Here is a 20,610-nt window from a genome sequence, read left to right as displayed (position 1 = left end):
TCAGGTGCCGATGCCGGCCTGTGCCTGCAGGTAGTCGTTTTGCAGCAGGTACATGCGGATGGCGTTGCGGTACTGGCCGTTGGCGAAGAACTCGTCGATCAGCACGCCTTCCTGCACGAAGCCTATGCGCGCGTAGATGTGGATGGCCTTCTCGTTCTCCTGGTCCACATGGAGAAAGATCTTGTGCAGGTTGAGCGTCTTGAAGCCATAGTCCAGCGCCAGCCGCGTTGCCTGGGCTGCGATGCCCTGGCCTTGCTGCTCGGGGGCGATGATGATCTGGAATTCGGCGCGCCGGTGGATCAGGTCGATCTCCACCAGCTCGACGAGACCGGCGCGATCGCCCTGGTGCTCGACGATGAAGCGGCGCTCGGTCTGGTCGTGCACGTGGGCGTCATAGAGCGCGGAAAGCTCGTCGAAGGTCTCGTAAGGCTCCTCGAACCAGTAGCGCATGATGGCGGCATTGTTGTTGAGCAGATGCACGGAGCGCAGATCTTCGCGCTCCAGGGGTCTCAGGCGGATGCTGTGATTCATGCGCTCATTGTGCGAGAGCCGCGGTATCCGGCTGCAGGCCACGGATTACCAGCCGGTAGATCAGATCGGCCGCCGTATCGTAGTCGTCGGCGGTCAGTTCCGGCCGGCCCAGCAGCAGCGCGAACTGGGCCTGCTGATCGGCATAGGCCTGGGTCACGGACCAGAGGATGAACATCAGGTGGGTGAAATCCACGCGGGCAATCTTGCCCTGCGCCACCCAGCGCTCGAAGGCCTGCACGTCTGCCGCCAGCGCCGGGCCTACCTGGCTCGCTATGGCCTGTCCGAATCGTGGCGCGCCGGCCATCACCTCGCGCGTGAAGACACGGGAGCCATGGGGCCGCTCGCGCGAGGACTGCAGCTTGGCCCGGATGTAGATGCGCAAGGCCTCCGCAGGGTCGTCGCCGCGCAGCAGGTCGGACATGCCGGCGAGCCACTGCGTCAGCACGTCGCCCAGCACGCGCAGGTACAGCTCCTCCTTGCTGGCGAAGTAGTACAGCAGGTTGTGGCGGCTCAGGCCGGCGTCGTGCGCGATCAGTTCCAGCGATGCGCCTTCGAAGCCGTATTGCGCAAAGTGAAGCTCGGCCGTCTGCAGGATGTTCAGTTCCTTGCGCAGGCGCGCAGCCGTGGGTTTGCGCGTGGCCGATCGAGCCAGGGAAGGGGGCGCATTGTCAGAAAGGGTTGCCATTGCGCAGATGGTAAGTCGGGATAAGTGGCGCCATTTTGGTGCGATTGTCTGGCATCTTTCTTGCTGACGACTTTCTGGGTGATTTTACTGATTGGTAAATTTTTTCACCCGCGTAAATTCCGTTCCACCCCCAGTGCGCCCGACAAGAGGCGTCACTTACACATGCGAGGACCACGATGAAACCTCCGAAGACTGTGTTGTTGGATCCGGGGCCGTTCAGGAGTCCTTCCTGCGGCCCGCCTTGCGTTGTCCGAGATGGCCCGGCGTGCACCTGCATGCCGCGGCCCCTTTCACGCCCTCAATCCTGACTCTGGAGGATGCACCATGGATAGCCCCGCGCAACGCGCCTGCGGCATTGCCGCCGGCCGACTGAACCTGGCCGATTACGCGGCCAATTTCTCCGACGCCCATCCCGCGCTGAACCGTTCCCAGGCCTTGATCGAGGCCGAGCGCTGCTACTACTGCTATGACGCGCCGTGCACCACGGCCTGCCCCACCAGCATCGATGTGCCGGCCTTCATCGCCCGCATTGCCCAGGACAACGTCCGTGGCGCAGCGCGCGAAATCCTGACGGCCAACCCGCTGGGCGGCATGTGCTCCCGTGTCTGCCCCACGGAGCAACTGTGCGAGCAGGCCTGCGTGCGCAACACCCAGGAAGACAAGCCGGTCGAAATTGGTGCACTGCAACGCTATGCGACCGATGCCTTCATGGCCTCCGATGGTGCACCGCTGTTCCAGCGTGCCGCCGCCACGGGCCGCAAGGTGGCCGTGGTCGGAGCTGGCCCTGCCGGCCTGACATGCGCGCACCAACTGGCCCTGCAGGGCCATGAGGTGGTGCTGTTTGATGCCCGGCCCAAGCTGGGCGGGCTCAATGAATACGGCCTGGCCAGCTACAAGACCCCGGGCGATTTTGCGCAGAAGGAAATCGACTGGCTGCTGTCCGTGGGCGGGATCACGCCGCGCAACAACCAGCGGCTGGGGCGAGATTTCACGCTGGATTCGCTGCTGGCGGCGCATGACGCCGTGTTCCTCGGCCTGGGCCTGGCGGGCGTCAATGCGCTGGGCGCGGCCGAGCCGCAGGCCGAAGGCTTGCGCAATGCGGTGGACTTCATTGCCGACATCCGCCAGGCGGCCGACAAATCCACGGTGCCGGTGGGCCGGCGCGTGGTGGTGATCGGCGGCGGCATGACGGCGGTGGATGCATCCGTGCAGGCCCGGCTGCTGGGCGCCGACGAGGTCACCATGTTCTACCGCCGGGGCAAGGATGCGCTGTCCGCCTCCTGGGTGGAGCAGGAATGGGCGCAGACCCATGGCGTCAACCTGCGGCTGTGGGCCGCGCCCCAGGAGATCCTGGTGCAGGACGGCAAGGTCTGCGGCGTGCGCATGGCCAGCACCCGCATGGAGGGCGACAGGCTGCAGGTGACGCAGGAGGTGTTCGACGTGCCGGCAGACATGGTGCTCAAGGCCATTGGCCAGACCTATGTCGGCACGCCGGCGGGCGCGGCCATTGCCCTGCGTGACGGCCGCATCGACACCGACGACGAAGGCCGCACCAGCGTGCCGCGCGTGTGGGCCGGCGGTGACTGCCGCGCCGGTGGCCAGGACCTGACCGTACAGGCGGTGGAGCACGGCAAGGTCGCCGCGCGAGCCATGCACCAGGCGCTGACCAGCGCCGTGGCGGCCGGGGTTTGAGCGGCTGTGCCCGCGCTTTTCAAGGAGCATCGACATGGCAGACATCAGCAGCCGCTTTCTGGGCATTTCCAGCCCCAATCCGTTCTGGCTGGCCTCGGCACCGCCCACGGACAAGGAGATCAACGTCACCCGCGCATTCGAGGCCGGCTGGGGCGGCGTGGTGTGGAAGACGCTGGGCGAGGACCCGCATGTGGTCAACGTGAACGGGCCGCGCTACTCCACCCTCATGGCGCAGGACCGGCGCGTGATGGGCCTGAACAACATCGAGCTGATCACCGACCGGCCGCTGCGCACCAACCTGGAGGAGATGACCCGCGTGAAAAAGGCCTGGCCTGACCGCGCGCTGATCGCCTCGCTGATGGTGCCCTGCGTGGAGGAAAGCTGGAAACGCATCCTGCCCATGGTGGAGGACACCGGCGCCGACGGGCTGGAGCTGAACTTCGGCTGCCCGCACGGCATGAGCGAGCGCGGCATGGGCGCGGCCGTGGGCCAGGTGCCCGAGTACATCCAGATGGTCACGCAGTGGTGCAAGCAGTACAGCCGGCTGCCCGTGATCGTGAAGCTGACGCCCAACATCACCGACGTGCGCTTTCCCGCGCGTGCGGCCAAGGCCGGCGGCGCGGATGCGGTGTCCCTGATCAACACCATCAACTCGCTGATGGGCGTGAACCTGGACACCCTGGTCATGCACCCCAGCACCGATGGCCAGGGCTCGCACGGCGGCTACTGCGGCCCGGCCGTGAAACCCATCGCCCAGAACATGGTGGCCGAGATCGCGCGCGACCCGCAGACGGCGGGCCTGCCCATCTCGGGGATCGGGGGCATCACCACCTGGAAGGACGCGGCCGAATACATTGCGCTGGGATGCGGCAATGTCCAGGTATGCACGGCGGCCATGGTCTACGGCTTTCGCATCGTGCAGGACATGTGCGACGGGCTGTCCAACTACATGGACGCGCACGGCTTTGCCCGCATCGAGGACTTCCAGGGCCGGGCCGTGCCCACGGTCAGGGACTGGAAGGACCTCAACCTCAACCACATCGACAAGGCCGTCATCAACCAGGACAGCTGCATCCAGTGCGGGCGCTGCCACGTGGCCTGCGAGGACACCTCCCACCAGGCCATCACCTTCAGCAAGGAGGGCGGTGTGCGCCGGTTCGAGGTGGATGACACCGAATGCGTGGGCTGCAACCTGTGCGTGTCCATCTGCCCCGTGCCCGAGTGCATCACCATGCGCAGCCTGCAGCCGGGCGAGGTGGACCCCCGCACCGGCCAGACGGTCACCGGGGAGTATGCGAACTGGACCACGCATCCGAACAACCCCATGCGCCAGGCCGTGACGGCTCAGGGCTAGAGGGGGCATTGCGGCAGGTCGGCGCACGGCCCGCATCCGGGCCGACCTGGCACGAAATGCGCTTGATGGAAAAGGTCAGACCCTGGATCAGCAATGGATTGGTGATTTCTCTCTTCGAGAAGGAGCTTCGCAATGTCGCATGCCCCGCATTCCGGTGAGTCCACAGGCAGCCTGTGGAACCACGACCTCGCACCCACGCTGCCGAGTCAGCGAACCTGGACCTGGTACCACTTCGCCGCCCTGTGGATAGGCATGGTGATGTGCATTCCGGCGTACACGCTGGCCGCCAGCATGATCACGAACGGAATGTCGTGGTCGCAGGCGGTGATGACGGTGTTCCTTGGCAATCTCATCGTGCTGATTCCCATGCTGCTCATCGGCCATGCCGGGGCCAGGTACGGCATTCCCTTTGCCGTGCTGGCCCGTGCCTCGTTCGGCACCCATGGCGCCAAGCTGCCGGCCTTGCTGCGGGCCCTGGTGGCCTGTGGCTGGTACGGCATCCAGACCTGGTTCGGCGGCATGATGATCTACACCCTGCTGGGCGTGCTGCTGGGCCATCCGCTGGAAGGCGAGAAGATCGCGGGCCTGGGCATCAATGTGGGGCAGCTGGTGTGCTTTCTGGTGTTCTGGGCGATCCAGTTCTACTTTGTGGTGCATGGCATCGAGTCCATCCGCAAGCTGGAGACCTGGACAGCGCCGCTCAAGATCCTGATCTGCTTCGTGCTGCTGGGCTGGGTCTACCAGAAGGCTGGCGGCTTCGGCCCCATCATGGAGCAGCCTTCGCAGTACGCGCCGGGCGGCCCCAAGGCGGGCCAGTTCATGTCGGTGTTCTGGCCGTCGCTGACGGCCATGGTGGGCTTCTGGGCCACGCTGGCGCTGAACATTCCGGACTTCACGCGTTTTGCCAAGTCGCAGAAGGACCAGGTCGTGGGCCAGGCCATCGGCCTGCCGGTGCCCATGGGGCTGCTGGCCATGCTGGCGGTGGTGGTGACTTCGGGCACCGTGGTGATCTACGGCAAGGCCTTGTGGGACCCCGTGGATGTCGCCAGCCGCATGACGGGGGCGGCCGTGCTGATCGCGCTGATCGTGCTGCTGATCGACACCGTGAGCGTGAACCTGGCGGCCAACCTGGTCGGGCCGGCCTATGACTTCTCCGCCCTGGCGCCCAAGAAGATCAGCTACCGCGTGGGTGGCTACATGACGGTGGCCATTGCCATCGTGATGATGCCCTGGAAGATCCTGGAATCGACCGAGGGCTACATCTTCACCTGGCTGATCGGCTACTCGGCCCTGCTGGGGCCGATCGCGGGCATTCTGATGGTGGACTACTTCCTGGTGCGCAAAAAGCAGCTGGTGGTGGAAGACCTGTACAGGGAAGAGGGCGTCTACCGCTACTCCAACGGCTGGAACTGGGTGGCCGTGGCGGCCTTCGCCCTGGGCGTGGCGCCCAACCTGCCCGGCTTCCTGCACGCGGCGTTCCCCGCTGCATTCCCGAACGTGGGTGATTTCTTCAAGCATGCCTATGACTACGCATGGTTCATCGGCCTGTTCATTGCCGGCGTGGTCTACCGCATCGGCATGGCAGGCCAGGTGACCAAGGGCGCTCCCGCGCTGAGCAAGGCATAGGCCGGACCAACCAACAGGAGGCATGACGCTATGGGTCAATCACAGGGTTCGGTATGGGTACGTGGCGGCACGGTGGTGAATGCAGACCGGCAGGAGAAGGCCGACGTGCTGTGTGTGGATGGGGCGATCGCGGCCGTGGGGCCGGATGTGGCGGCCCTGGTGCCGGCCGGGGCGCAGGTGATCGATGCCTCGGGGCAGTTCGTCATGCCCGGCGGCATCGATCCGCACACCCACATGCAACTGCCCTTCATGGGCACGGTCACGGCCGATGACTTCTACACCGGCACGGCGGCGGCGCTGGCCGGTGGCACCACCAGCATCATTGATTTCGTCATTCCCGATCCGCAGGAGCCGCTGCTGGACGCCTACCGCAAATGGCGTGGCTGGGCCGAGAAGGCTGCGGCCGACTACTCCTTCCACGTGGCCGTCACCTGGTGGAGCGACAGCGTCCATGCTGATATGGGCACGCTGGTGCGCGAGGAGGGCATCAACAGCTTCAAGCACTTCATGGCCTACAAGAACGCCATCATGTGCGACGACGAAACGTTGGTGAACAGCTTCAAGCGCGCGCTGGAGCTGGGCGCCATGCCCACGGTGCATGCCGAAAACGGCGAGCTGGTCTACCTGCTGCAGCAGGAAGTGGCCAAGATGGGCATCACCGGGCCCGAGGGCCATCCGCTGGCCCGCCCTCCCATGGTGGAGGCCGAGGCGGCCAACCGCGCCATCGCCATCGCCGGCGTGCTGGGCGTGCCCATCTACGTGGTGCACGTCAGCTGCACCGAGGCGGCGCAGGCCATTGCCGCTGCCCGTGCGCGCGGCCAGCGCGTGTATGGCGAGGTGCTGGCCGGCCATCTGGTGATCGACGAAAGCGTGTACCGCGACCCCGACTTCGCCAAGGCCGCCGCCCATGTGATGAGCCCGCCCTTCCGGGCCAAGGGCCACCAGGAGGCCTTGTGGCAGGGCCTGCAGTCGGGCCAACTGCACACCACGGCCACCGACCATTGCACCTTCTGCGCCGCGCAGAAAGCCATGGGCAGGGACAACTTCGCCAAGATCCCCAACGGCACCGGCGGCGTGGAAGAGCGCCTGGCCGTGATCTGGGATGCGGGCGTGAACACCGGCCGGCTTACGCCCAGCGAATTCGTGGCCATCACCTCGGCCAACACCGCCCGGCTGTTCAACATCTATCCGCGCAAGGGCCTGGTCGGCGTGGGGGCCGATGCCGATCTGGTCGTCTGGGACCCTGCCGCCACCCACACCCTGTCGGTCAAGACCCAGCACTCCAAGGGCGACTACAACATCTTCGAGGGCCGCACCGTGCAAGGCATGCCCAGCCACACCATCAGCCAGGGCGTGGTGGCCTATGCGCAGGGCGATCTGCGTGCCGAGATGGGCAAGGGGCGCTACATCAAGCGCCCGGCCTTCGGCCCCAACTTCGACGCGGTGCAGCGCCGCGCCGCCACGCTGCAGCCCACGGCCGTGGCGCGCTGAAGCCCGCATGACAAGGAGACCGCAATGGATACAGATACCCAAGTGAAGCAGGACATCGCGCAGCTGCGCGTCAACGGAAGCCGGCTGTGGGATTCACTCATGGAGCTGGCGCAGATCGGCGCCACGCCCAAGGGCGGCGTCTGCCGCCTGACGCTGACCGACCTGGACCGCCAGGGCCGTGATCTGGTGACCCGCTGGGCGCGCGAGGCGGGCATGACGGTGACCATCGACAAGATCGGCAACGGCTTCATGCGCCGGCCCGGGCGCGACAACAGCCTGCCGCCCATCATGACGGGCAGCCACATCGACACCCAGCCCACGGGCGGCAAGTTCGACGGCAACTACGGCGTGCTGGCGGGGCTGGAGGTGGTGCGCACGCTCAACGACCACGGCATCGAGACCGAAGCGCCCATCGAGGTGGCCTTCTGGACGAACGAGGAGGGCTCGCGCTTCGTGCCGGTGATGATGGGCTCGGGCGTGTTCGCCAAGGCCTTCACGCTGGAGCATGCCTATGCGGCCACCGACTCCGAAGGCAAGACCGTCAAGGGCGAGCTCGAGCGCATCGGCTATGTGGGCAGCCAGGAGCCTGGCGACCACCCGATCGGCGCCTACTTCGAGTCCCACATCGAACAGGGCCCGGTGCTGGAGGACAACGCCAGGACCATTGGCGTGGTCACCGGCGTGCTGGGCATCCGCTGGTATGACTGCGTGGTCACGGGCATGGAAGCCCATGCCGGCCCCACGCCCATGGCATTGCGCAAGGATGCGCTGCAGGCCGCCGCGCAGCTCATGCAGGAAGTGGTGGCCTGCGCCCACCGCCATCCGCCCCACGGGCGCGGCACCGTGGGCATGGTGCAGGTCCATCCCAACAGCCGCAACGTGATCCCGGGGCAGGTCAAATTCAGCATCGACCTGCGCAACGCCACCGATGCCGACTGCGAAGCCATGGACGCCGACATCCGCGCCGTGGCCGACCGCATCAGCCGGGAGACGGGCCTGCCCATAGCGATCAACCTGGTGTCCAGCTACCCCGCCCAACCCTTCCATGCCGACTGCGTGGATGCGGTGGCGCGCGCCGCCAAGGCCCTGGGCTACTCGCACATGCCCGTCGTCTCGGGCGCCGGGCATGATGCGGTCTACATGGCGCGGCTGGCACCGGCCGGCATGGTGTTCATCCCCTGCAAGGACGGCATCAGCCACAACGAGATCGAGGACGCCACGCCCGCGGACATCACCGCAGGCTGCAATGTGCTGATGCACGCCATGCTGGAACGGGCCAGGGTGCTGTGATCGGAAAAACTGCGCAACTTGCCCGGAAGCCCTGTTTTGCACTGCTATACTTGCGGCTTCAACAAACGACAGGCGCGTAGCTCAGCTGGTTAGAGCACCACCTTGACATGGTGGGGGTCGTTGGTTCGAGTCCAATCGCGCCTACCAAACAAAGCAGTCTCACCAGGGGCTGCAGAAAATCCCGCTCCAAGCGGGATTTTTTTTGCCCGGACGGCGGCAAGGCAGCCATTCGCTCTGTCGCATGCGTTGATCACCATCAGGGTTACTGCTGCGCCAGGTGCTGTGTGCGCTGCCTAGAATCTGTTGCAGTGCAATAGATCAATTGCCCGTACAAGCACGTACAAGAGGAGAAGCATTGCAATGCAAGAGACGACAACAGCCGCCGCCCCCAGCGCTCAGCGCGTGATCAAGAAATACCCCAACCGCCGTCTCTACGACACCAACACGTCCTCCTACATCACGCTAACGGAAGTCAAGCAGCTGGTGATGAGCAACGAGCCCGTGGTGGTCAAGGACGCCAAGAGCGGCGAAGACCTCACGCGCAGCATCCTGCTGCAGATCATTCTGGAAGAAGAGGCCGGCGGCGCGCCCATGTTCTCCGAGACCGTGCTGGCCAACATCATCCGTTTCTACGGCCATGCCATGCAGGGCTACATGGGCTCCTACCTGGAAAAGAACGTGCAGATGTTCACCGACTTCCAGAACAAGCTGGCCGAGCAGGCCCAGGGCACCTCGCCCGAGGCCTGGAGCCAGTTCATGCGCATGCAGCCGCCCGCCATGCAGAACATGATGAGCAGCTACATGGAGCAGTCGCAGAACATGTTCACCCAGATGCAGGACCAGATGCAAAAGCAGACCGAGCAGATGCTGGGCGCCCTGGGCATCAAGCGCGGCAGCTGAGCTTTCAGGGATAAGTTCGGGTCGATGTGCCAAGTTCACGCAGAACTGGACAATATCGCCCCTTATGAATCCCACGAGCGACGCAACAACCATGACAATCCCTGCCGGCGCGGCCGCTCCGCGCGTGGGCTTCGTGTCTCTAGGGCCCCGTAAGATACTGCATCCACACCCTTCAAAGGCCTCGCAAGTTTAGGTGCAGTGTATGAGCGCTAACGCGGAATACAGCCACCTCTGGGATGGCACCGAACCTGGTTGGGTGGTGCTGGAACACACGCGAGACGAGGCGGAAGTGTTGGTCGCGTTTGGCGTTGATGGGCCGACTCTCGCCGAGATCAAGGCACTCCGCTCGGTGTCTGCGGCGCTCAAGGAAATGCCGGCTGCAGATGTTCTCAAACAACTGAGGGGATTGAGCTCACTCTCTCTTGGTCTGCATGAGAGTCGGGCCGCCCGAAAACTACAAATGCATTGCCAGTCGATGGGGCTTAGGGTCTCCGCGCTACCGTCTCAGGATGTGCAGCGCAGCCTCATCAATACATTGACGAAGCGATTCCTGTTGATCGAAGACGACCAGACTTGCAGGACAGTAGTCGCTGACGCTATTGCAAACGGGCTACGGATTGTGCATTCGCAAAATTGAGCTCAGTGCGAGTTCTTACTGTTCAAGTTGGCTGGCCTTTATGACTGAAGACGAACGGATCGATTGGACCCTGGCTTGGGCTACCAATCCTAGGGCAGAACGAGCGGCCGATGGGGCAGACAAGCAAGAGATCGACACTTCTTGTGCTTGGGTTCCGTTCGGGTTTGTGCATCTGGTCAAGAAGACTCTGAGGCGCGAAGATGATGCGCGCGACTTTTGGGCCGCATGCATTGGAGACGACGAACTGGTCGACCCGTTGCCCGCCACGTTGGTTCGATTGGGTGTAGACCGATTGACTTCTATCCTACATGTAATTCAGCATGACACTCTGCGGGTGGGCGAGGAGGTTCGGTTGGCTGCAGCTGGCGAGTGGTCTGTGTGCTTTCGGCTGAACGGCGGGTGTAGTTGCTGCTGTGGTTTAGTATTGCTATTGCGGTCATCGTCTGAGGCTGCCTACGTTCACTGGCATCGAGAGTCCTGATAGTTTTCTGCTGCCCTTCGGATCTTTAATATATACATCTTCAGCACTGGCGTCGGAACTAGTGGAGTACGAGCGTATGGATGATGTGGATTCTCAAATAATTGAAGCACTTCAGCGTTCTCGAGGATATGCTGGATTTTTCGATTGGCCCTTGGACCGTGATATCGCAGAACTAGGCGTGGTTCAAAGTCTAATCAAATCTCTTGAAGAAAAAGGGGTTCTCTTTTTTCGCGACATTGCTATTCGTGGTCGTGGAAATGATCCGCCAGATCTCGAGGCCAAAAATTTTCAAGGGCAGCGGTTGGCTATTGAAGTGACGGAACTGGTTGAGCCACTTGCAATATGCGAGAACAAAAAGAATCCTGGGAGGGTTTATGCAGAGTGGCCGTGCCAGGCTTTTTTGTCTAGAATAGCTGAGCTTTTGGGGGGTAAAAATTCTCGGTTTCTTTCTTTGAAAGGCGGTCCCTACCCAGCGGGTTATATTGTGGTAATACACACAGATGAACCATTTTTGACAAATATGACCGTTTCCAATTATTTGGCGGAAGCTTCGTTCGCTGGTATGGATTATATTAATAAGGCATATCTTTTATTATCGTATTCTCCGGGAGTGGGTTATCCTGTATTTGAGTTGAAGCTAATTTGAGGTATTTTCTGAAATGGATAGACGACCATATCAACAGACTTTTACAGTTGCAAGACTCCCCGCTTGGAAATGTCCAATCTGCGGCGAGGGTCGGTTAATGTTAAAGGAGGGTTCGTTCATCAACCGGGAGACTTCAAAAAGTCGTGCAGAACAAACTCATCCATCTTGGGAACATGAGTGGGTAGTTTCAACTTTCTCCTGCATGCTTCAATGTAACCAAGAAGATTGCGGTGACATGGTCGCATGTGGAGGGAGTGGTGGTTACGAAGTTTTGAACATACCGCAGGAATATGGAGGCGTAGATACTGAAGAGGTGGAATATTTCATCCCCCACTTTTTCTATCCTGCCCTTGGTTTAATGGACATTCCTGTGGAGTGTCCGGAGAGTGTGTCTAAGCATTTAAAACAGTCTTTTCTGTTGGCTTTTAGTGATCCTGGTGCATCTTTGAATAGTATTCGAAGTGCTATTGAAGCATTGATGAGTGACTTGGGTGTACTAAAGTATCGCGAGGATGATCAAAAAAGGCCTATTTCTCTACATGCCAGAATTGAGAGCATGCCAGAGACTTTTGTGAAGCAAAAAGAATTATTATTGGCTCTGAAATGGTTGGGGAATGCAGGTAGCCACGAGGGGGGAGCTACAAAGGCGCAAGATATGTGGTATGCATTTGACGTCATTGAGCATGTTCTTTCCGCTGTTTATGATCAAAAAATTCAACGGCTTTTGACTATTGCCAGAAGAGTCAATCGGCAAAAGGGGCCTCTTGATGTACTGGATTATTCAAATGTCTTGAAAAATGATGATGTGTGATATTGCGCAATACATTAATCTACTTTGAGTGGGTTGCTTAATATTCGAAGGAATCCCTGGCCTTTAAGAAAATTCCGATAACAATTTATTGAAACGGCTGCAGCTTCGCGCGCCACATCTTTACCCGTAGCAATAATCTGCCCGTCTTCCGTGATAACAGCCAAACGACCGGGTTTTCCGTTGATGCTGACGCTCAAGCCTTCATGGCTCACCGCGCTGATTTGTACACCTTCGATGGTGCCAGTAGGTTGTGTGCCGATCATGTGGGTACCTCCTCTCGGCTCTTGCGGTACGGCCTGGTCGTGACTAGGTCGCTATCAGCTTGGAGCATTTCGCCACCGCTGCTCTCTGTACGAGCGATCAGCCTGCGCGTCACTTCTTGGATCTCGTGGGCCGTCAACTGCTGCAACTGGAATTCATGCAGGTCAATCGCGGTCGTGAGGGCGTCCAGCTCGTAGAAGTGCACGGCGCTTGGGTGCCAAACGCCGCCGGCGAGGCAACGTGCAAAGTAGGCTTCGCATGCGGCCTGAGCGCTGTTGAAATGTTCGGCCAAGCCGTGGACTATGCCCCCGCGTTCAATCTCCTGTGTCACCTGGATAGTGCTGTGTATGACAGTGGCGTGCACCTCGGTGGCCGTACCGGCGCGGATCTGGGCAAAGCACTCGCGCACTGGGTCGATGATGGAGGCGATCTCCTTGCTCGTCAGTTTGGTGCCGTGGTGATTTATCTCGGCAAACGTGTTGGGACGACCAGCCCAGCGACTGCGGAAAGGTTTGCGGCGTCCGTTCATGCCAGGCTCTCCAGTTCCTTGGTATCGAAAATTGCAGCCTTGGCGACGGTGCCAGGCTTGCCCGAGAACTCCACTTGCCAGCCGTCTGCTGTGCATGCTGTGACGGTGCCTTCCTGCCAGCGGTAAGCGCTCTCCAGATTGAGCACACGCACACGCTTGGGCACGATAGGGTCTGCGGTGTAGGGCTCCAGCTCCTCGGGCTCGAAGCCTGCGCGCTGGCCTACGCCGGCGCCGAATTCCACGATCAGCGACAGGTGGCCAGGCCGCACCACGCCCACGCGGCCGCACTCTTTGCGGGGCCTACCCGTCGGGCCTTTGAGGCCGACTTTGACGCGCACCAGGTCACCGGCCGCGAACGTGGGCGCCTGGCTGGTGGCTGCTTGATCTGCTGCCCCGGTGCCGGCGTGCGCACTGTCCTGGCCATCGTTAGCGGTGGCAGTCTGCGCGGGCGCAGACTGCTGCGTGTCAGGGGTCTTGGCTTGGTCAACATCAGCGGCCGCAGGGGAGGGCGGCAGGCCCTGCGCAGCGTCAGCTGCGACTGGGCCTGCATCGTCGCCCTGTGCGGCTGCAGCCGCACCTTGATCTTGGGCTTGGAGCGCGGCCGCGATAGCGGCCGAGGCTTTGGCGGCAGTCGTTTTCGGCTCGGCGCTCGCACGCGCAGCGGGGGATTTTTTGGCTTTGCCCTTCGCGCGACTCTCGCCAGCGCGCGCAGCGGGATCAAGGGGTAGATCCGCCTTTGGGGCGGCAGGTTCGGAGGGCTTCGCGGCTGCTTTTGCCTGAGCCTTGGCTGCACGCAGGTTCGCCTTGGTTTCCGCCTTCACGGCCTCGAAGTTCACGCCGCAGGCTTCGGCCATGGTCATGAGATTGGGGTTTTGTGGGGCCTCGGGGTTGTGCTCCCAGTACCACGGCGAATATGCCGAGTCCCGCAGGGCCAGCACCAAGCCAGCGACGGCAATCGGTGAGGCCGACTCGGCTGCCAGGTCGCGTATTGCATCCTTGGGCGCAACCTTGCCCAGTTCCAGCATCTTGCACAGCTCTTTCGCGTCGTCGCCGTTGAGCGTGTTGACGATGCTCCTTGCGGCAATCTGCTGGCTTGCGATCAACAGCGCAGCGGTGGGATTCTTGCTCTGGACTGCGATCCGGCGGACTATCTCCCGCCGCCATGCACGTTCGTACTCCTCCACAGCAGCCTTCTTTTCCGCCTGGGCATCGGCTTTGGCCTGGCTCTCGTTTGCCTCCTGCTGCTTCTGATGGGCCTCGGCCTTGCCTGCGATCTTGAGCAATTCCGCTGCCTGCTCTTTCGTGACAACGGCAATCAACTCTTTCTTGTCGTGCGGGTTGATGATCATCGTGGGCTTGATGCCCGAGGTGTCGAATGCTTTGTGCACCAGCTTGCGCAGGGTCTTGCCGTTGACGGGGCTGTCATAGGCGTTGTCCAGACGCAGATAGCCTTTGACGGTGCCGCCGTATGCGTGCGGAATCAACTCCTTTGCGGCGCGGCCGTCGATGACCTCCAGGCCCTGGTCCACGGCCTTTTGGCGCACCTGGGCCGTGTGAGCCTCTTCTTTTTCGTGATAGCAAGGCGGATTTGTGCAGACGTCTGCACTGTCCACATCCGCATACGCTTCGGGGTTGGCGCCGGTTCGATAGCTGCAAGTGCTGCAGGCCCCAGCACGCGCACACAGTTGTGCATCGTTGCGATCAAACGGGGCTCGATCAAGGCGCAGCATGAATTCACGTTGCACCATCGCCTGGGCTGTGCGGGCTGTGCGGGCTGTGCGGGCTGTGTACGGCTGGCCGTATTCGGCGTGACGCTTGATTTCTTCCAGGGCCTTTGTTTGCAACGATTCGACGGGGATACCCGGATGGATCTGTTCATCACATGACCCCCGAGGAGGTGCATTGGCACAAGCTCATTCGCGGGGACGAGTGGCCTACGGTCGCATTCGCAACGGGTGCGGCGTTTTCAAACAGCGTGGTGACTCGTCCCACCTTGTTTGACATGGGGCTGATGGGCGAGCGCGGCGCGGAGGGCATCTTGCCCCTGGCCAACGTGGGTGGGCGGCTGGGTGTCTATGCGGCCACTGGTGGCGGCAGTGGCGGCGTGGCCGAGCTGAGGGACGTGCTTGAGCGGCTGGAAGCGCGCATGGACCAGATTGCCGCGAACACCAACCCACTGCCAGGCTATGTCGATCAGCGCGACCAGGTCAGTGAGGGCGGCGCTGCTGATCGGGTGGAACTGATGAACGTCGAAGAGTTGGGCGGAGCAATTGCGCGTGCGATGAAAAAGGAGGGAATTACTGCATGAATATCTTGCTGCCCATCACGGTGACGGACTCTATGTTTATGGCGGGGACGAATGTCCCCGCTGTTGATTTGGAGGCCGGGGAAATTGAGTGGCTGGCCTCGGGCAATTACGTCATTGACGACTTGAGGGTGTATGCAGGTGCCGTGTATTCCTGCGTCAAGGAACACACGGCCACTGCTGCAAGCCCCAAGCCGGATGCGGACCCCGAGCGCTGGCTGTTCAAGTGGCCCAGCAATCGAATGTCGCCATTCGATGAGTACATCTACACGCGCGCCAAAAAGGCCCCGGTTCTCAGATACGTCTTGAGGCCGGGGTTTTTTACTGGCTTTGCCATGTACGGCGTGGAGGCCGATGAGATCGAAGTCACGCTGCTGGAGGAGGCCGGTGGGGCGCAGTTGTGGCACGACAGTTGGCCGATGTGGGAGCAGGCCTTCGGGCTGTGGGAATACCTGTTCGGCAACCTGCGCCGCGAAACCAAGTTTACGAAGAACGGTTTGCCGCTGCGGCCCGCGTCTGAGCTGGACCTGATCCTGCGGCGCAACAGTCCAGATGTGGCGGCGGAGCTGGGCTATCTGGCCGTGGGGCAATGGCGCACCTTCTTCGCTCCTCAATCCGACAACGGCGGCTCCGAGTGGGGGGCCGAGGTTTCGCCCAAAAGCTATGCGTACTTCAAGCGCATGCCGGATGGCACGTACACGCGCCGGACGGGGCGTCAGGCCGATGTCATCACCGCCAGCGTGCTGATTGACGCATCCCAAGCGCCTGCCGTGAAAGACCTGCTGCGCCGGATTCTGGATGTGCCTGTGGCTGTCGAAGTCAGCGACGTGCCGGGCTATGGCTATCTCAGCACTGTCGGGTTCGTCACAGGCAGCGTCCGGGCCGAGGGCGTGCTGACGGCCCGCGTGACTATCAAAGTGGAAGGGAATGTATGACAGACATTGTTGCTGTGCCGCCAGCGCGGCCAGCCAAAGAGTTTCCGGTTGTTGGCGATCCTGAATTCAATCGCAAGGCGTATGACTGGGCGACGGAGGAAGTGCTGCTGGTCACAAACCTCTATGCGATGGCGCAGTCCGCGTATACGAATGCCGTGGCGAGCCAGGAGCGTGCGATTGCAGCAGGACAGTTCGCGCAGGCGGCGGCGACGGATTCCGACCTGGCGATGGGCTACCGCAATTCTGCGAACCAATCGGCTATCACGGCAACTGAGAAGGCGGGTATTGCGACGGGCGCGGCGGCCACCGCCACCGCTCAAGCCGACTTGGCCGCAACTGCACGGGGTGACGCAGAAGGTGCGCGCACTGGTGCCGAAGATGCACGCGATGGGTCTGAGGATGCCTGCGACAAGGCCAAACAGTACAGGGACGAAGCAGAAGATTTTCGGGACCAGTCAGAGGTTTATGCGACCCGGCAACTCAAGGGCTCCAGCTCGACAAGCATCGTGCCCGGGGCCGGCGCAAAAGCCCTCGCAATGGAGCCCTCGCGCTCGTTCGTCGCTGGCATGTATGTGATTGCCAGCAGCGTGAGTGACCTTGGCACCTGGATGAGTGGGCGCGTGCAGAGCTACGACGTGGGTACTGGCGCTCTGGTTATTGGAGTAGATGCATATGCCGGCTCGGTCGCCAAGGCGGACTGGGTGATTGGCGTAGCCGCGCCAGGCGAGCACAACGGCATGACCCGGCAGCGCATCGCGGCAAGCACCGTCGCTGTGCCTGGTGTCGTCTATGTCATCGTCGGCGCCGACCTGCCGCTGACGCTGCCGCCGGCTTCTTCCTGGCAAGACGGCGACCCCTTTGGCGTGCGCCTGGGTGTGGCAGTCAGCAACAAGCAGCAGATTGACTTTGGCGACTTGACCGTGCGCGGCCAGCCGGGCGGGCTGCGCTACATCAACCGGCGCGGCTATGCGCTGGATCTGGTTTTTGATTCTCTGTCTGGGGGCTTTGTATGAGTGGACGTCCGATTTCTGAGTTCTACGGGACCAGTGCAGGCAAGGTCTTGCAGTTCGAGGCAGCCTACGCAAGCCGCAATATCGTGGCTCTGTGGGATGGTGTGCTTGATGTGATGGTGATTGGCGGTCACGGCTCGGGAGGTGTCATAACGTCATTCAATAACGGCTTCGTGACGGGCGCATCGACCGGGGAATGTGCTGCCGCGATTTCCATCCCGGTCTCGCGCGGCGATACGCTCATCGCCACCATCGGCGCAGGCGGTGCCGCTGTCACCGGCTCTGGCACGTCAAGGGTGCCGGGCAACAACGGCAACGACACCACTGCCGTGATCAACGGCCGCACCATCATCGCCAAGGGCGGGCGCGGTGCGCTTGTCGGCCCATCGGGCACCCCGCTGGTCGGCCCGCGCGGTGGCTACGGCGGTTCGGGCGGCGATGTGCATGTAGAGGGCGGGGCGGGCGGCTCCATCCTCGCCACAACGAACCTGCAGGCCTGTGCTGGCTCTGGGGCCGTCGGTATCTTGCTCAATTCGCACACGCTGCGTGCGGGGGATGATGTGAATTCCCCAGGGAACAACGCTTACCTCTCCGCTGGTGCGGGTGTCGCTGGTCGAGGCGGGGATGCAACAGGAACGAACCTGAGTTTTCCTGGCGGTGGTGGCTCTGGAGGTCCGAGCCTTGCGGCTTTCAGCGCTTTTGGGGCGCCTGGGCCAAACGTGCTGGGAATGCTGACGGCAGCATCTCCTCCCGCGCTTGTGACTGCTCTGGCTGCCCGCTGGGGATTCGACACGTTTGGCAGCGGTGGGGCCTCAGGTATTTCCGCAGGCGTTGCAGCCGCGTATGACGCTGGCCCTGGCGGGGGTGGCGCCGCATCTCAACAAGTTGTGTCGCATGTCGATGCGGGGATCTTTGGCGGACCAGGTGCCGTTACGGGCTCGGCCAATCCGCTGAATCGCAGGGATGGAAACTTCGGGGCGGGTGGGTCCGTCATCAACACGAACAGCGGCAGCGCCAGGTCAGGCGCAGGTGCTGCAGGCCTGGTTATTTTCATGCTCAGGGAGGCATGACATGCATATCGAAATCTTGAATCAGGCCGGCGAAGTCATCAACACCATTGTGGGGACGCCCGAGTTTGCAGAGGAGCACTTCCCCGGAGCGTGGCGGCTCTGCGCGGAGCAGCCCGAGCCAGCGCCTCAACCGAGCACGCCGCGACACATCAGCGTTGGCGCGTTCTTTGATCGCTTTGGGCCGCTGAAATGGGACCTCCTCGCGGACCCCAACGAGCGAGTCAAAGCGGTTCGAGAGGATGCGAGCGTGCGCAAGTTCATCGACCTGGACAACCCGCAACTGCCCGCCGGCCTGGCCATCCTGCAGGCCGCCGGGCACGCCATCGATCCGGCTGCAATCCTTGACGCGCCGATACAGCCGCACGAGTTTCCCTGACAGATGACACCCCACAACAAACCGCCTTCGGGCGGTTTTTTCTTGTCCGAAGGATCTTGATGCCCGAACCCACAACCACCGCCGCCGGCGTGGCCACGTTCGCCGGCGCCGCAGTCTCGACGTCTGCACTCACCGCTTTCGGTGTGCCTTTGGGCTTGCAGGCGGATGTGTTGCTTGCAGGCTTCCTCGGCTCCCTCGTCAGCATCATTTTGCTGAACAGCGTGCCCGGCACGACCGACACCTGGCCCGAGGCACTGCGCACGTCGCTGCGCCGCCTGGCAGTTGCGTGGGCCAGTTCTATCACGGCTGGCTATCTCACGCCCCTGACGCTCCTGATTGCCAACGTGCCGCACATGCTGGTGCTTTCTATGGCCTTCCTTGTGAGCGCCGGGGCGCAGCGCGTGCTGCTCGCGCTGATGCGCAAGTATTGGCCGAACGCTGCGGAGGGCTGAAATGCAATACCAAGCCTTTTTCGCACTGTGGATCTTGGGCCTTGTTGTCCTTGCCGAGGCACTCAACAAACTTGAGCGTACACGGCCATGCCTGCCTGGCCTCACTCCGCGTCAGCGGCTGCTGGCCTGGCTCAAGGCCATCGCCTGGGGCCTCCTTGCTCTCGCCAGCGCCGGCGCGCTTGTCGCGCCCATATTCGACACCCAGCCACCGACAGCGCGCGAACTGTGCATGTTCGCGGGCTTTGTCGTGCTCATCGTTCGTACCCGATTCAAAGAGGGATAGACATGCAATTGACCCCCCATTTCAGCCTGACCGAAATGACTGCCAGCAGCACGGCGCAGCGCCAGGGCCTGGACAACACGCCCACGCCCGAGGCTCTGCATCGCCTGGCACTCACTGCCGCGATGCTGGAGCGCGTGCGTGCGCATCTGGGTGTGCCCATCATCGTCACCAGCGGCTACCGTTCTCGTGCTGTCAATGCCGCTGTCGGCGGCGTCACAAGCAGCGATCACGCGATAGGCGCGGCAGCTGACATCGTGGCGCCCAAGTTCGGCGCGCCCTACAACGTAGCCAAGGCCCTGGCCCCGCACGTAAACGCGTTGGGCATCGGGCAAATCATCTATGAGTCCGTAGGCGGCAAGCACTGGGTGCACCTGTCCACGCGCACGCCGGACAAGCCAGTGAACCGGGTGATCACTGTCAGCGGCAAAAGCACGCTGGTGGGCATACAGGAGGTCTAGATGCTGGCCACCCTCAAATCCCGCGCCTGGCAGCTCCTGGCCCTGGTGCTGGCTGCGCTGCTGCTTTGGCAGAGCGTCGGCCATCTGCTCGCTTTGCGGGCGGCCGACAAGGCCCGCGCCGACCTGGCGACCGAGCGCGCGGCCGCAGCTGCAGCGGCCGCCGAAACATCCGAGCGATATCGAAAACTGGAAGGCACCTACCGTGAAAACCTTGACACCGTCACCCATGAGGCGCACCAGGCGCAGGCGCGCGATGCAGCTGACGCTGCTGCTGCCCGCGCTGCTGCTGGCCGGTTGCGCGTCGACCTCGCCGACTACATCGCCGCCCACCGTGCCGCCGCCCAGGCTCGCGCCGCTGCCGGACAGTGCGCGCCAGACACCGCCGCCATCGATCTGCTTGCCAAGCTGCAGCGCCGCGCTGATGAGCGAGCGGGAGAACTGGCGCGCGTTGCTGACGATGCCCGCAGCCGAGGCAGGACTTGCGAGCGCGCCTACGAAGTAGGCGGAGCGATGATCGAGGCTGTGCAGTCGGGCGCTAGTGAGTAATGGTCACTCCGCTGACGCCGCACTGATGAAGGCAAGATTGGCCTCTTATCTGTCGTTTGCTCCTGCTGCCTGTCCCGTGACCCTTGCTGCCACGATACAAAGCAGGTGGCCCATAGTAGTACTGGTGGGAAATATATGTCTTAAGTGGAGCTTGTCTCTCATAGATCTGTTTTGTGAATAGTTAATTTGGTTTTCCTAGTTTCATTTAATAATAAAAACAAAAGTAATCATCTATCGAGAA

At 62.2% G+C, this 20,610-nt stretch carries 23 protein-coding genes and 1 tRNA gene; 19 read left to right on the top strand and 5 right to left on the bottom strand.

From position 1 onward, the window contains the following. Window positions 1–531: a spermidine N1-acetyltransferase gene (speG, locus tag DELCS14_RS19200; RefSeq protein ID WP_012204707.1), complete on the bottom strand. Its 531-nt coding sequence runs from the start codon at window positions 529–531 to the stop codon at window positions 1–3. Window positions 532–535: 4 nt separating this feature from the next. Next, the gene (locus DELCS14_RS19195) at window positions 536–1,216 is read right to left on the bottom strand and encodes a TetR/AcrR family transcriptional regulator (RefSeq protein ID WP_013803152.1); all 681 of its coding nucleotides are present in this window, start codon (window positions 1,214–1,216) and stop codon (window positions 536–538) included. 324 nt (window positions 1,217–1,540) lie between these two features. Between DELCS14_RS19195 and DELCS14_RS19190 the strand changes: the two genes are divergently transcribed. The 10 genes from DELCS14_RS19190 to DELCS14_RS30125 all read left to right on the top strand — a co-directional run bounded on the left by DELCS14_RS19190 (window position 1,541) and on the right by DELCS14_RS30125 (window position 12,144). Next, window positions 1,541–2,908: an NAD(P)-dependent oxidoreductase gene (locus DELCS14_RS19190; protein WP_013803151.1), complete on the top strand. Its 1,368-nt coding sequence runs from the start codon at window positions 1,541–1,543 to the stop codon at window positions 2,906–2,908. A gap of 34 nt (window positions 2,909–2,942) precedes the next feature. After that, window positions 2,943–4,262 carry an NAD-dependent dihydropyrimidine dehydrogenase subunit PreA gene (preA, locus tag DELCS14_RS19185; protein WP_013803150.1) on the top strand — a complete coding sequence of 440 codons (1,320 nt, stop codon included), beginning with the start codon at window positions 2,943–2,945 and terminating at the stop codon, window positions 4,260–4,262. A gap of 132 nt (window positions 4,263–4,394) precedes the next feature. After that, window positions 4,395–5,888 (top strand): NCS1 family nucleobase:cation symporter-1, encoded by a 1,494-nt coding sequence (locus DELCS14_RS19180; RefSeq protein ID WP_013803149.1) that lies wholly within the window; start codon window positions 4,395–4,397, stop codon window positions 5,886–5,888. Window positions 5,889–5,918: 30 nt separating this feature from the next. Next, window positions 5,919–7,379: a dihydropyrimidinase gene (gene hydA, locus DELCS14_RS19175; RefSeq protein ID WP_013803148.1), complete on the top strand. Its 1,461-nt coding sequence runs from the start codon at window positions 5,919–5,921 to the stop codon at window positions 7,377–7,379. Between the two features lie 24 nt (window positions 7,380–7,403). Beyond that, entirely contained in the window at window positions 7,404–8,669 is a 1,266-nt protein-coding gene (locus DELCS14_RS19170; protein WP_012204713.1) for a Zn-dependent hydrolase, read from the top strand. Window positions 8,670–8,739: 70 nt separating this feature from the next. Continuing rightward, window positions 8,740–8,816 (top strand) — tRNA-Val (locus DELCS14_RS19165). A gap of 213 nt (window positions 8,817–9,029) precedes the next feature. Further along, a complete protein-coding gene (gene phaR, locus DELCS14_RS19160) occupies window positions 9,030–9,569 on the top strand; it encodes a polyhydroxyalkanoate synthesis repressor PhaR (RefSeq protein ID WP_013803147.1) in 540 nt (179 codons plus the stop codon). 202 nt (window positions 9,570–9,771) lie between these two features. Beyond that, window positions 9,772–10,206, top strand: coding sequence for a hypothetical protein (locus tag DELCS14_RS19155; protein WP_013803146.1), 435 nt, complete (start codon window positions 9,772–9,774; stop codon window positions 10,204–10,206). Between the two features lie 557 nt (window positions 10,207–10,763). Continuing rightward, window positions 10,764–11,333: a hypothetical protein gene (locus DELCS14_RS30765; protein ID WP_157158302.1), complete on the top strand. Its 570-nt coding sequence runs from the start codon at window positions 10,764–10,766 to the stop codon at window positions 11,331–11,333. Window positions 11,334–11,346: 13 nt separating this feature from the next. Continuing rightward, window positions 11,347–12,144, top strand: coding sequence for a DUF4145 domain-containing protein (locus DELCS14_RS30125; RefSeq protein WP_083829100.1), 798 nt, complete (start codon window positions 11,347–11,349; stop codon window positions 12,142–12,144). Window positions 12,145–12,158: 14 nt separating this feature from the next. On the opposite strand, the gene DELCS14_RS30120 is transcribed toward DELCS14_RS30125, so the two are convergent. From DELCS14_RS30120 to DELCS14_RS19145, 3 genes are read right to left on the bottom strand one after another with little or no spacing between them, the layout of a single operon-like run. Next, the gene (locus DELCS14_RS30120) at window positions 12,159–12,407 is read right to left on the bottom strand and encodes a hypothetical protein (protein WP_013803144.1); all 249 of its coding nucleotides are present in this window, start codon (window positions 12,405–12,407) and stop codon (window positions 12,159–12,161) included. After that, entirely contained in the window at window positions 12,404–12,934 is a 531-nt protein-coding gene (locus DELCS14_RS19150) for a hypothetical protein (RefSeq protein WP_013803143.1), read from the bottom strand. Before DELCS14_RS19150 ends, DELCS14_RS30120 begins: the two co-directional genes overlap by 4 nt. After that, on the bottom strand, window positions 12,931–14,778 hold the full coding sequence (locus DELCS14_RS19145; protein WP_172642939.1) for a chromosome partitioning protein ParB: 1,848 nt from the start codon (window positions 14,776–14,778) through the stop codon (window positions 12,931–12,933). Before DELCS14_RS19145 ends, DELCS14_RS19150 begins: the two co-directional genes overlap by 4 nt. 38 nt (window positions 14,779–14,816) lie before the next feature. Here DELCS14_RS19145 and DELCS14_RS31090 point away from each other — a divergent pair, with 38 nt between their 5' ends. The 9 genes from DELCS14_RS31090 to DELCS14_RS19105 are packed head-to-tail and all read left to right on the top strand — an operon-like array spanning window position 14,817 to window position 20,369. Beyond that, the gene (locus tag DELCS14_RS31090) at window positions 14,817–15,242 is read left to right on the top strand and encodes a phage tail tape measure protein (RefSeq protein ID WP_013803141.1); all 426 of its coding nucleotides are present in this window, start codon (window positions 14,817–14,819) and stop codon (window positions 15,240–15,242) included. Continuing rightward, window positions 15,239–16,174 (top strand): hypothetical protein, encoded by a 936-nt coding sequence (locus tag DELCS14_RS19135; protein ID WP_013803140.1) that lies wholly within the window; start codon window positions 15,239–15,241, stop codon window positions 16,172–16,174. The genes DELCS14_RS31090 and DELCS14_RS19135 overlap by 4 nt, the downstream gene beginning before the upstream one ends. Then, the gene (locus DELCS14_RS19130; RefSeq protein ID WP_013803139.1) at window positions 16,171–17,187 is read left to right on the top strand and encodes a hypothetical protein; all 1,017 of its coding nucleotides are present in this window, start codon (window positions 16,171–16,173) and stop codon (window positions 17,185–17,187) included. Before DELCS14_RS19135 ends, DELCS14_RS19130 begins: the two co-directional genes overlap by 4 nt. Further along, on the top strand, window positions 17,184–18,254 hold the full coding sequence (locus DELCS14_RS30755) for a hypothetical protein (protein WP_013803138.1): 1,071 nt from the start codon (window positions 17,184–17,186) through the stop codon (window positions 18,252–18,254). Before DELCS14_RS19130 ends, DELCS14_RS30755 begins: the two co-directional genes overlap by 4 nt. A gap of 1 nt (window position 18,255) precedes the next feature. After that, window positions 18,256–18,630, top strand: a complete 375-nt coding sequence (locus tag DELCS14_RS19125) for a hypothetical protein (protein WP_013803137.1) — start codon at window positions 18,256–18,258, stop codon at window positions 18,628–18,630. Window positions 18,631–18,689: 59 nt separating this feature from the next. After that, window positions 18,690–19,082, top strand: coding sequence for a hypothetical protein (locus DELCS14_RS19120; RefSeq protein ID WP_013803136.1), 393 nt, complete (start codon window positions 18,690–18,692; stop codon window positions 19,080–19,082). Between the two features lies 1 nt (window position 19,083). Then, window positions 19,084–19,365, top strand: a complete 282-nt coding sequence (locus DELCS14_RS19115) for a hypothetical protein (protein WP_013803135.1) — start codon at window positions 19,084–19,086, stop codon at window positions 19,363–19,365. Between the two features lie 2 nt (window positions 19,366–19,367). Continuing rightward, window positions 19,368–19,823: a D-Ala-D-Ala carboxypeptidase family metallohydrolase gene (locus tag DELCS14_RS19110; RefSeq protein WP_013803134.1), complete on the top strand. Its 456-nt coding sequence runs from the start codon at window positions 19,368–19,370 to the stop codon at window positions 19,821–19,823. Then, window positions 19,824–20,369, top strand: coding sequence for a DUF2514 family protein (locus DELCS14_RS19105; protein WP_013803133.1), 546 nt, complete (start codon window positions 19,824–19,826; stop codon window positions 20,367–20,369). Window positions 20,370–20,610: the final 241 nt, after the last annotated feature.

The organism is Delftia sp. Cs1-4 (assembly GCF_000214395.1).
GTDB lineage: Bacteria > Pseudomonadota > Gammaproteobacteria > Burkholderiales > Burkholderiaceae_C > Comamonas > Comamonas acidovorans.
The sequence above is the reverse complement of the archived record's forward strand: the minus strand, read 5'-3'. Positions and strand labels throughout refer to the sequence as shown.